We start from the raw sequence: 4,997 nt of genomic DNA, 5'->3' as shown, positions 1-4,997 counted from the left end.
GCCGCGCTCCGGCGCACCGACGCGACGGGCCCCCGTACGACGGACACCCGGAACCGGAGGACGGCCACCCGGCCCGCCCCTCAGGCGGGCCGACCCGCCCCGCACCCGCTTGCACCGACTTCACCGCAGCCTCGACCACCGCACCCCCGCCGACCAGGAGGCTGCACTCGCAGCCTGACCATCACACCGATGGTGTCCGGCAAAGCGGAACAAGCTCAGCCGCCGTTGGGGGCGCGGTGGCGGGGCTGGTCGGGGGCGGGACGGCGGATGGCCGGGGGGACGGCACGGACGACCGGCTCGTCGGCGCTGAGCGTGAGCGGCTCGCCGTGGTGGTGCAGGGTCAGCGGCGGCCCGTCCAGCAGCGCGTACGTGGCCTTGTCGGCACCGATGTCCACGCGCAGCCGGCGCCCGCGGAACTGCACGTTGAAGGCCAGGCGCCCGAGCTGCTCGGGCACGCGGGGCGCGAACCGCAGGCGCTCGCCGTCCCTGCGCATGCCGCCGAAGCCGGCCACCAGCGCCATCCAGGTGCCGGCCAGCGAGGCGATGTGCAGGCCGTCGCGCGTGTTGTGCTCCAGGTCCCGCAGGTCCATGAGGGCCGCCTCGGCGGTGTAGTCGTAGGCGAGGCCCAGGTGCCCCGCCTGGGCGGCGACGACGGCCTGGCAGCAGGCGGACAGCGACGAGTCGCGCACGGTCAGCGGCTCGTAGTACGCGAAGTTCCGGGCGGTCTGCTCCTCGTCGAACCGCTCGGCGAAGTAGCCGCCGCAGGTGTACATCGCCAGTACCAGGTCGGCCTGCTTGACGACCTGCTTGCGGTAGAGGTCGAAGTAGGGGAAGTGCAGCAGCAGCGGGTACTGGTCCGCGCGGGTGCCGGTGAAGTCCCAGCGCTGGTAGCGGGTGAATCCGGCGTGCTGTTCGTGGACGCCCAGCTCGTCGTTGTAGGGGACGTGCATGGCCTCGGCCGCGTCCCGCCAGGCCGCGCTCTCCTCCTCGTCCACGCCGAGCCGCCGTGCCTCGCGCGGATGGCGTTCGACGGCGTCGGCGGCGGCGCGCAGGTTCTGGCGCGCCATCAGGTTGGTGTAGGTGTTGTCGTCGGCGATCGCGCTGTACTCGTCGGGGCCGGTGACGCCGTCCAGGTGGAAGACGCCGTGCGCGTCGTGGTGGCCCAGTGAGCGCCACAGCCGGGCCGTCTCGACCAGCAGCTCCACACCCACCTCGCGTGCGAAGGCGCTGTCGCCGGTGGCCGCGACGTAGCGGACGACGGCGTCGGCGATGCCGGCGTTCACGTGGAAGGCCGCGGTGCCGGCCGGCCAGTACGCGGAGCCCTCCCGGCCGGCGATGGTCCGCCAGGGGAACGCGGCCCCGGAAAGCCCCAGTTGGGCAGCCCGCTCCCGGGCGTCGTCCAGCGTGTTGTACCGCCAGCGCAGCGCCTCGGCGACGGCCGCCGGGGCGGTGTGGGTGAGCACGGGCAGCACGAACATCTCGGTGTCCCAGAAGGCGTGCCCGTCGTAGCCCGAGCCGGTCAGTCCCTTGGCCGGTATCGCGCGCTGCTCGGCGCGGGCGCCCGCCTGCAGGACGTGGAACAGGGCGAACCGGACGGCCTGCTGGATCTCCTCGTCGCCCTCCACCTCGACGTCGGCGCGCGCCCAGAAGTCGTCCAGGCAGCCCCGCTGGTCGGCCAGCAGGCCCTCCCAGCCGTCGTGCGCGGCCGCGGCGAGCGCGGCGTCGACCTGGTCGGCCATCGCGGGCAGCGAGCGGGTGCCGGACCAGCCGTGCGCGACCAGCTTCTCCACCCGCAGTCTCTGGCCGGGCTCCAGGACGGAGGTGACGGTCAGCCGGGCCAGGTCGCTGCCGCTCTCGCCGCGGGTGGTGGTGCCCTGCGGGCCGGTGACGACGTGGTCGGCGGCCACGGCCACCCGCAGGCCGCTGCGCCGGGTGCGGTGCACCAGCCGCAGCCGGCTTCCGGAGGCGAAGTGGTCCTCGTGCTCCAGCGGCGACTGCAGCGCCATCGCGGCGCGCGGATCGCCGCCGGGCTCCGGCAGGCTCTCGTTGGCGACCAGTTCGGACTGGACCACCACCCGGCTGCGGCTGTCGACGGCCTCCACCTCGTACGCCACGGCCGCCACCGCCCGCTGGGTGAGCGAGACCAGCCGGGTCGAGCGCACCCGGATGGTGGAGCCGGCCGGGGAGGTCCACTCGCAGGTCCGCTCCAGCACCCCGCGGCGCAGGTCCAGTACCCGTTCGTGGGCGACGAGCCGGCCGTAGCGCAGGTCGAACGGCTCGTCGTCCACCAGCAGCCGCAGGATCTTGCCGTTGGTGACGTCGATGACCGTCTGGCCCGACTCCGGATAGCCGTAACCGGCCTCCGCGTACGGCAGCGGGTGCACCTCGTGCACGCCGTTGAGGTAACTGCCGGGCAGCCCGTGCGGTTCGCCCTCGTCCAGGTTGCCGCGCCAGCCGACATGGCCGTTGGACAGCGCGAACACCGACTCGCTCTGGGCGAGGACGTCGAGGTCGAGGTCGGTCTCCCGGACCGCCCACGGCTCGACGGCGTACGACCGGTCGGTGATCACCGCGCGCCTCCCAGCTCGGCGAGGTCCTTGACGACGACGCTCGCGCCGTGCGCGTACAGCGCGTCGGTCTGACCGACCCGGTCCACGCCGACCACGTACCCGAAGCCGCCCGCACGGCCCGCGTCCATGCCGGCCAGCGCGTCCTCGAAGACGGCCGCCCGGGACGCCGCGACGCCGAGGTCGCGGGCGGCGGCGAGGAAGGTGTCGGGGTGCGGCTTGCCCGGCAGCTTCCGCGCCGAGGCGACCACGCCGTCGATCCGCACGTCGAAGAAGTGCTCGGCGCCGACGGCCCGCAGCACGTCACGGCAGTTGGCGCTCGAGGAGACGATCGCGGTGCGCAGCCCCTCGGCCCGGACCGCTTCCAGATAGCGCAGCGTGCCCTCGTAGGCCTGGACGCCGCCGGTGCGGATCTTCTCCAGCACCAGGACGTTCTTGCGGTTGCCGAGGCCGTGCACGGTGCGCGCGTCCGGCGGGTCGCCGGGGCTGCCCTCGGGGAGCCGGATGCCGCGCGAGGCGAGGAAGGCACGCACACCGTCGGCGCGGGGCCGTCCGTCGACGTACTCGTCGTAGTCGGCGACCGCGTCGAACGGCCGCGCCTGCGCGCCCTCGTAGTCGCGCAGGAAGGCGTCGAACGCCTCCTTCCAGGCGGCCGCGTGCACGACGGCCGTCCTCGTCACGACCCCGTCGAGATCGAAGAGGCAGGCCTGGATGCTGTCGGGCAGACCGAGCTGAGTCATACCCAGCACTGTTCCCCCCAAAGCGGCACTCCAGTGGGTGGCGCGCGCCACACGGTGCGCGGACCGCGGGTGACACACTCTCCGGTGTGCCGCTGACCTTCGACGACCTCCTGATCCGCGCCCGCGGCCTCGCCCGGGACGGCCGGCGTGCCCTGCTCGGCATCGCGGGCAGCCCCGGCGCGGGCAAGTCCACTCTGGCCGGGCACCTGGTGCGCGCCCTGAACGCCGACGGCCCGCCCTGGGCGGCGCACGTTCCCATGGACGGCTTCCACCTGGCCGACGCCGAACTGGACCGGCTCGGCCGCCGGCACCGCAAAGGCGCCCCGGACACCTTCGACGCGGCCGGGTACGCTGCGCTGCTGCGGCGGCTGCGCGAGGACACCGACGAGGTGGTGTACGCGCCCGGGTTCGAGCGGGTGCTGGAGCAGCCGATCGCGGGCGCGATCCCGGTGCCGCCCGCCGCCCGGCTGGTGGTGACCGAGGGCAACTACCTGCTGCTGGAGCAGGGTTCGTGGGCGCGGGTGCGGCCCTGTCTGGACGAGGCGTGGTTCTGCGAGATACCCGAGGACGAGCGGATCCGCCGACTGGTCGCCCGGCACGAGGAGTTCGGCAAGGACCACGCGAGCGCGGTCACCTGGGTCCTGGGCACGGACCAGCGCAACGCCGACCTGATCGCGACGACCCGGGCGCGGGCGGACCTGGTGGTGCCGGGCGGTGCGTGCGCCCCTGCCTCGCCGTAACGGGCCCGGGGCGGGCCGGTGTTGGCCCCGCGTCCGCGTTCACCTGCCGAACAGGGGAGATCGAGGTGAACTCCGGCGGGCCGCGGTCCGTACCCGTCTACACGGCAGAGGGTCTGCCGGTACGACTCGTTGAGCGGTGACGCCCGCAGCGGCGGGAGCGGTGCCATAGTGGGGCCATGATCCGGCGCCCGAGCGCTGCTGCCCCTCCGGTGCCACCGCGGGGCGGATGATGGCACCCGAACAGCACCTGGTCCTGGCACGTGAGACGGCCGTCGCGGGGCCCGTGCGGGCGCCCTCCGGGGTGCGCCGGCACCGGCGGTGGCTCGTGCCGCTGCTCGTGGCGCTGCTGCTGGCGCAGATGGCGGCGGCGATGGTGACGACCGCGGTGCGGCAGACGCCCACCATCGACGAGCCGGTGTACGTCGCGACCGCGACCGACTACCTGCGCGAGCACCGGGTGCGCTACAACCCGGAGCATCCGCCGCTCGGCAAGCTGCTCATCGAGGCCGGTGTGGCGGCGGCCGATCCGCACTACGACGCCTCGTTCACCGGTACCCAGGGGGACGTGGGCCGCCATCTGCTGTACGAGTCGGGCAACGATCCCGGGCGGCTGATGCTCTGGGCGCGGCTGCCGGTGATCGCCCTGACGCTGCTGTTCGGGCTGGTCGCCTTCGCCTTCGCGCGCGAGGTGGCGGGCACGGCGGGTGGGCTGGTGGCGCTCGCGCTGTACGCCTTCTCCCCCGATCTGATCGCGCACGGTTCGCTGGCCACGCTGGACGTGCCGGAGACCGGGCTCGTGCTGACGTCGGCCTGGCTGGTGTGGCGGGCGCGGCGAAGGCCGGTGCGGTGTCTGCCGCTCGCCGGGGCGGCTCTGGGGGCGGCCGTGGCGACCAAGATGAGCGCGCTGCCCGCCGTGCCGGTGGTGATGGTGCTGGCCGCGGTGTCGGTCC

The 4,997-nt window shown here is 74.1% G+C and carries 4 protein-coding genes; 2 read left to right on the top strand and 2 right to left on the bottom strand.

The window, feature by feature from the left end:
* Positions 1-215 precede the first annotated feature (215 nt).
* Both ACLU3S_RS35730 and ACLU3S_RS35725 read right to left on the bottom strand, forming a co-directional pair.
* Positions 216-2,570: a glycoside hydrolase family 65 protein gene (locus ACLU3S_RS35730; protein WP_413956134.1), complete on the bottom strand. Its 2,355-nt coding sequence runs from the start codon at positions 2,568-2,570 to the stop codon at positions 216-218.
* Positions 2,567-3,307, bottom strand: coding sequence for an HAD family hydrolase (locus ACLU3S_RS35725; RefSeq protein ID WP_413956133.1), 741 nt, complete (start codon positions 3,305-3,307; stop codon positions 2,567-2,569). The genes ACLU3S_RS35730 and ACLU3S_RS35725 overlap by 4 nt, the downstream gene beginning before the upstream one ends.
* 86 nt (positions 3,308-3,393) lie before the next feature.
* On the opposite strand from ACLU3S_RS35725, the gene ACLU3S_RS35720 reads away from it, so the two are divergent.
* Positions 3,394-4,047, top strand: coding sequence for a nucleoside/nucleotide kinase family protein (locus ACLU3S_RS35720; protein ID WP_413956132.1), 654 nt, complete (start codon positions 3,394-3,396; stop codon positions 4,045-4,047).
* Positions 4,048-4,273: 226 nt separating this feature from the next.
* Positions 4,274-4,997 (top strand): phospholipid carrier-dependent glycosyltransferase (locus tag ACLU3S_RS35715; protein ID WP_413956131.1); only part of this gene is annotated, 724 nt, incomplete at its 3' end.

The sequence above is a fragment of the Streptomyces sp. AF1A genome (assembly GCF_047340315.1).
Classification (GTDB): domain Bacteria; phylum Actinomycetota; class Actinomycetes; order Streptomycetales; family Streptomycetaceae; genus Streptomyces.
Note: the sequence above shows the minus strand (reverse complement) of the source record. Positions and strands in the feature narration are given on the sequence as shown.